Genomic DNA, 6023 nt, shown 5'->3' with positions numbered 1-6023 from the left:
CGTGCCGGTGGTGGCGCTGGCCTGGTTCTCGCCGTTGACGAAGCCGGTCACCGTGCCGCTGAACGCGGGGTTGCTGGCCCCATAGGTGCGGCTGGCCGCATTGGCCGTGTAGGTCAGCGTGGCGGGGTTGATGGTCAGGGCGCCGTTGACGTAGCTGATGTCGTAGTTGCTGGCCGTCAGGCCCGAGGGCGCGATGGTGTAGCTGCCCGCGTTGGTGGCGCCCTGGCTGGTGCCGCCGTAGCTCACGCTGCCGCTGACCACGCTGCTGGTTTCGTTGTTCACGAAGCCGCTGTAGGTCACCCCGTTGCCGCCGCTGTAGCTCTGGCCGTTGTAGGTCTGGCTGGTCCCGGTGGCCGTCACGGTCAGCGGTGCCGGCGTGATGTTGGCCGTGGTCGTGATGCTGCCGCCGCCCGACACCACGTAGTTGCCGGCATCTGCGCCGCTCAGGCTCACGCCCGTCACGTTCACCGTGATGCCGTTGCCCACGTTGGCCGATGCGAAGCCACCGGTGGCGTTGACCGTCACCGCATCGCCGTTGACGATGCCGCTGCCCGTCACGTTGGCCGCCGTGGTGCCGTCATACACCTTGTTGCCCGCGCTGAAGCTGCTGATCGTCTTCTGCGTGATCGTGTAGGTGCCCTGGTTGAAATAGGCCACGGCGTAGGTGCCCGACTGGTAGCTGGTCGGGTTGCTGGCCGATGAGGCCAGGGTGTCGTAGCTGCCGACGTTCTTGCTGCCCGTGTCGAAGGTCAGGGTGCCCAGATCAGACAGCTGGAAGCCAACCGGCCCGCCCAGCTTGCTCAGGGCCACCCCGCTGGCGGTGGTATCACCGTTGTAGGTCTTGCTGCCGTTGCCCGTGAACACGTAGATCGGGTTCATGGCCATGCTGACGGCGTTGTAGCCCGCCGAGGTGTAGCTCTGGTTGCCCCCCGCGATCACCATGGTGCCGCAGTTGGGGTAGCCGGGGTTGCACGGCGGGCTCTGCGTGAAGGTGGCGGCCTGGTTCGAGCCATTGAGCTTGAACAGGTAGTGCGCCACGCTCGGCGCCCAGAACTGGATGCGGGCCTGCGAGCCATTGTTGGTCAAGCCCAGCGAGCCCAAGGGGTCGATGTCGTTGGTGGCGTCCACGAAGATGGCGCCGGTGCTGGTGCTCGTCTTGAAGGTGGTGGTCGTGCCTGATGCCGCCTCCAGGCCGAAAGCAAAGACGCTGTCGTCGGCCGTGCTGCGCGCGCCGATGTAGATGTTGCCGCCGCCGCTGTCCACCGTGGCTCCTGAGAGCACGTACACGCCCCCCTTGGTGGCGCTGTAGGTGCCGCTGGCCGTTTGCGACGACCAACCATTGATCGTGATGTTCCCGCCGCCGGAGCTCACCGACACGCCCGTGCCGATCTTGACGCCGGGTGTCGAGGTGCTGCTGTTGAGCGCGTAGCCGATGCCGAAGTTGGTGGCCGAGGTCTGGTTGCCACCCGCCCCACCCATCAGGATGCGCCCGCCGTTGCTGCTCAGGTTGGCGTTCAGGGTGATGCCACCCAGCGAGCTCGACGCGTTGTTGGCCGCGCTGAGGGTGATGCCCAACTGCCCGCTGGTCGAGCCGATGGCGCTGTTGACGATGATGTTGCGGTCGGCACGCAGGGTCAGTGTGGCGTTGCCGCCGCTGGTCTTGCTGATGGCGCTGGACACCGTGATGTCGCCGCTGCCGGATGCCCCGCCGCCATAGCTGCTGTTGCTCGACTGCGTGGTCACCGTGACGCTGGTGCCGCCGTTGAGCGCGGTGACGATGTTGCCGGCCGCGGTCGCATCGATCGTGTAGTCGTAGGGGTCGATCAGCCAGGTGCCGCCCAGACCCAGGCGTGCGCCGGCCTGCACATTCAGGCCCGCCAGCGTCTCGACATGCGCGGCAGAAGTCTCGATGAAGCCGCCGCGGCCTGACACGGGCGCGGTCGCGTCAATCTGACCGCCCACCGTCAGCGTCCCGTGGGTCATGTCGCCCATCAGGATGATCTCACCGCTGGCGCCGGTGCTCAGGGTGCGTGCGCGCAGCACGCCGGTCTGGTTGATCACCGAGCGGCTCAGCGCGTCGGCGGCCTTGGCGGTCATCAGGAGGTGGCCACCGTCGGCCTGGATCACGCCACTGTTGGCGATCAGCCCGTCCAGGGTGCCCTGGTTGACCTGCAGGCGCACGCTCCCACCCAGATCGAGTGTCACGTCCTGGCCCGAAGCCAGGGCCACCGTGCCCCCGTCGGCCTGGATACGGCCGGTGTTCACCACCTGGGCCGCGATCAGGGCCACGGGCCCGCCATCCGTCGCGGTCAGGCTGCCTTCGTTGCGCACGGCTGCCTGGCTGCTGCCGGACAGGTGCAGGCGGCCAGCCATGAAATCGGCATCGCTCATGGCCAGGGTTGAGGCCACCAGGCCCGCGGTGTCCACCCTTGCGCCCGCGCCAAACAGCACGCCATTGGGGTTGAGCAGGTAAACCTGGCCATTGGCCAGCAACTGGCCCTGGATGAGTGAGGCCTCACCGCCCAGCACGCGGTTGAGCGCCACCGAGGTGGCCGAGGGCTGCACGAAGCGCACCGTCTGGCCTGTGCCGATGTTGAAGCTCTCCCAGTTGGTGACCAGGCGGTTGCTGCCCTGCGTCACGGTGAGGGTGTTGCCCCCCTGGCTGATGCTGCCCTGCCCCAGCGAGACCTGCCCTCCGGTGGGCAAGACCGCGCCGGCCGACCAGGCCGAGCAGGTGGCCGCGATCAGGCCGGAGGCCAAGGCTGCCTGTCTGCCCGCACGCCCCTTCTTGCCACGTCCTGGGCGATTCTCGGAAACGGCCACCCAGGTTTGGTTGACTTCAGACCAGACCAGCCGATAGAGGCGGTTCATCGAGGCGTGCATGGCGGGCTCCTGTGGGCATGCCGGTCACAAGGAGTCGGGCCATGGATGGCCTCTGGCTGCACCGATCGAGTCTCCTTGCTCGCCTCTTCGGGCGTCTGGCTCGCCACCCCTTTCGGGGTCTGTGGCCGACTTCAAATTGTTCGGATGTTTCCGTTCCGACTTGAGGTGTCGCCTTTGAAAAGGTTTTCAGTTTTGCCAATTCCTGCCGATCAACGGCACCGCTCAAACGCCTCGCTCACCCGTGATGCAGGTGTCAGAGGCGTCTCGCCGCGACGGAAATCCCCGGGCTCGCGCCAGAGGGGCTTGCAAGATGGGCGGTCAGGGCATGGGTGCGCCGTTGGCTGGGTCATGAACCGTGTGTCCCGCCCGACTCAACGCAGTGACCGCGGCGACGATGCCGGTGTCGTCGAAGGCAAAGGGCCCGATGAGTTTCAGGCAACTCCATTCAGGTGAGGTGGTCGGGCCATGAGGGCAGGGGGGCGGAGAGACGCGTTTTCTCGCGGGCAATCGGCGATCGGGCTTCATCTTCCGTCGTTCGCTTCCATCACGCGTGGAACTTTGATCATGCCGTTGTGGACATACCGGACTGATGCCCCCAGAGATGGGGCCATGACGCCGATTGATGTGACGCAGAAGGGCGTGGCCCAAGGTGAGCCAGCAACGGCCAAGAATTGGAAGTTGATGTTCGATGCGCGCAGTTTTGAGGACCTCGTTCCTTTTGACTTGAGGTGACTCGTCCAGCGCCGCCAGATCAAGGCGCTGCCGCCGGGGTGGTGGCGGGTGGTGTGATCACCTCGCCACGCGCCCATCACACGCCTCAGGCGTAGGTGTTGACGTTGCGCCCCACCGATCCCTCGGTGGCCAGTTGAGGCTGTTGGGGCAGGCCCTCCAGCAGGGTGGCGGCGGCGGCCGTCTGGGTGTTCAGCGCCTTGCGCAGAACGTTCATCTGCACGGCGTCGGCCGTGGGGCTCTGCGCGGCCTGGGTGGCGGCGCTGACGCCGGGCATGTTGGCAATGCTGCTCATGGTGGGGGCTCCTGATGCCGGGATGGCGTTCGGAGATCGGCCACCTTGGCCGCAACCTTGATGGCGCTGGTCCAGCCAAGCCCCGCCTGTGTGGCGTCTGACCGAAATCCCCAGGTTCGCGCCAAATGGGCTTGTCGTGAGGCTTGCGGCGGCCACTCTTCGCGCTCTGTTCGGTTGCGCTTTACTTCTTCTGCGATTTGCAGTTGAACATCAGCTGTTCGATGTTGGGTACGTCGGTGGATTCGTCAATGCTTCGCGAACCACATCGGCCACTGTGTCAACTGAAATGCCCTTGCGGGCGCAATATTTTGATTGGAGCCAGACCTCGAGCAGCCTGGCACCCTTGCTCGCATTGCAAGAAATACAGCAAAGGGCGATGTTTGCTGCCGAGATGATCCGTTCGTCGTTCACGATGTGCTCCCACGATGGCCTCATACCTCGAGTCGTGGCGGGCAGCGAGAAGTCGTGCTGACAGTACACGCAGTGTTTGTCGCGCTGGGACACATCGCGTTCGAGATCAGGCGGAATGTTCCAGCGATTCACGTTGTGGGTTCTCTGTTGGTTTCCACGTTGACCTGACAGCCAGGCTTCAAATTGTTCGCGCTTGCCTGGGCGCTACTTCGTATTATTTCGGGCTGTGCCCGTGAGCACTTCTTGCGTAAGCCTTGTTGACCGAAGCGGATACCGTTGAGTCACATTATTCATAATGTGACCACATGCGAAGAACTTTGACGATTTTTTGTTCTTGGAGAACTTCGTACACGAGGCGATGTTGGATATTGATTCGCCTTGAATATGCGCCTGACAGATCGCCAACGAGCTTTTCATAAGGCGGCGGATTTTGAAATGGGTTTTCTTTGATGATGGCAAGCAGCTCTTGCGCTTTGTCTTTCAATCCGCGAGCTGAGAGTTTCTGCGCGTCTTTTTGAGCGTGCTTGGCGTAAACGACTTCCCAGCTCACCAGTCGAGCTCCTTGGCACACGTGTCTGGTGCTTGGGCCATGCCTTCTTTGATCGATTCACGCATGCCGGGCACGGAGAGCAGGTAGAGCGTTTCTTGGATGGCCTGCCAGTCTTCTGCGGAGACAAGCACGGCATCGTGGCGCTTGCCAGCGATGGTGATGGGCTGATGAGACTCGGCCGCCTGATCCATGAGGCGGTAGAGGTTGGCGCGTGCTTCGCTGGCGGTGAGTGTTTGCATGATGAACTCCTGTGCCGCAAAGCGTACGCCTATCGGTACGACAGGTCAAGGGCGCATTGAACTGCAGACAGGCAGCTATCTGCGCTTGCGTTGGGGGCTCAGCGTGCGACGCAACTTGCTGATCTTCGGCCTACCGCCTCCGTGAGCGGCGTGTGGGGCCTTTGCGGCTATGGTCGGTGCTGTTGCCAGGTGACTCTTGGTGTGACTACAAGCGAAGCACTTCGTACAGGAGGCGGTGCAGCATGGTGACTAGCGTGGTGGCCCGCCACCGCCTCGGCGGTTGAGCATAGGTTTATGGTTGCTTTAGCGCTAGCTTGGAAACGGTTGCAGGTGCAATGACCCGGTGAGCTGGCGTCACGAAGAACATGTAAATACGCCCCAACAGGTTATGCACATGAACGACGGTTGAAACCGAAACGGTTGTGCGGTTTTTGTGCTGTTGCTTGACAACCGAAATTCGAACATCGAGGTGCTTGTCTGTTTCGCCGAGGATGACTTCTCGATCATTGGCTTCGATCAGCTTGAAGATGCCTGCTTGATCGCCGACGCTATAGTCGGCGGCAGCTTTATTTGGTGAGACGCCGCTAAGCGCTCCCATGTCTTTTAGGCCGATGCGCGCGACGATTTTGTTTCTCACGTTCATGAGAAAGTCGACCCACTGAGGAGTGCGAGAGGCCACGTTGAGGTAAAGCTCAAGTGGGGTACGCGAATCGAGGGGCAGCTCAACAGAGTAGCAATCGGAGAAGAAGGCCGTGCGCAAGCTGTCTTTGAGTGCGCTGATTGAGGGTACTTCAGAGGCTTGAGCAATCATGAAATGCATCCTTGTTTGTGGAACAGGAAGAGCCCAGCGCCCAAGGTAAGCGGCGCCGGAAGGAGCGCAGCGAGTGGAGGGTACCAACAAGGCCCATGGGCCTTG

7 protein-coding genes are annotated in these 6023 nt (G+C 62.8%); 1 reads left to right on the top strand and 6 read right to left on the bottom strand.

All coding sequences use genetic code 11. The features are described from left to right. A partial coding sequence (locus QZ994_RS18235; RefSeq protein ID WP_290876996.1) for a filamentous hemagglutinin N-terminal domain-containing protein occupies positions 1-2883 on the bottom strand: 2883 nt, incomplete at its 3' end. A 609-nt stretch (positions 2884-3492) separates the two neighbouring features. Here QZ994_RS18235 and QZ994_RS18230 point away from each other — a divergent pair. Further along, entirely contained in the window at positions 3493-3615 is a 123-nt protein-coding gene (locus QZ994_RS18230) for a hypothetical protein (RefSeq protein ID WP_290876993.1), read from the top strand. An 85-nt stretch (positions 3616-3700) separates the two neighbouring features. Here QZ994_RS18230 and QZ994_RS18225 read toward each other — a convergent pair whose 3' ends face one another. From QZ994_RS18225 to QZ994_RS18205, 5 genes are all read right to left on the bottom strand, one after another. Further along, entirely contained in the window at positions 3701-3889 is a 189-nt protein-coding gene (locus tag QZ994_RS18225) for a YjfB family protein (RefSeq protein ID WP_290876999.1), read from the bottom strand. A 228-nt stretch (positions 3890-4117) separates the two neighbouring features. Further along, positions 4118-4450 carry a hypothetical protein gene (locus tag QZ994_RS18220; RefSeq protein ID WP_290876989.1) on the bottom strand — a complete coding sequence of 111 codons (333 nt, stop codon included), beginning with the start codon at positions 4448-4450 and terminating at the stop codon, positions 4118-4120. A 154-nt stretch (positions 4451-4604) separates the two neighbouring features. Then, positions 4605-4868, bottom strand: a complete 264-nt coding sequence (locus QZ994_RS18215) for a Txe/YoeB family addiction module toxin (protein WP_290876986.1) — start codon at positions 4866-4868, stop codon at positions 4605-4607. After that, positions 4865-5107 carry a type II toxin-antitoxin system Phd/YefM family antitoxin gene (locus QZ994_RS18210; RefSeq protein WP_290876982.1) on the bottom strand — a complete coding sequence of 81 codons (243 nt, stop codon included), beginning with the start codon at positions 5105-5107 and terminating at the stop codon, positions 4865-4867. The genes QZ994_RS18215 and QZ994_RS18210 overlap by 4 nt, the downstream gene beginning before the upstream one ends. A 292-nt stretch (positions 5108-5399) precedes the next feature. Beyond that, on the bottom strand, positions 5400-6023 hold a 624-nt coding region (locus QZ994_RS18205; protein ID WP_290876979.1), incomplete at its 5' end, for a DUF2867 domain-containing protein.

This window comes from Aquabacterium sp., assembly GCF_021768455.1.
GTDB lineage: Bacteria > Pseudomonadota > Gammaproteobacteria > Burkholderiales > Burkholderiaceae_C > Aquabacterium.
Note: the sequence above shows the minus strand (reverse complement) of the source record. Positions and strands in the feature narration are given on the sequence as shown.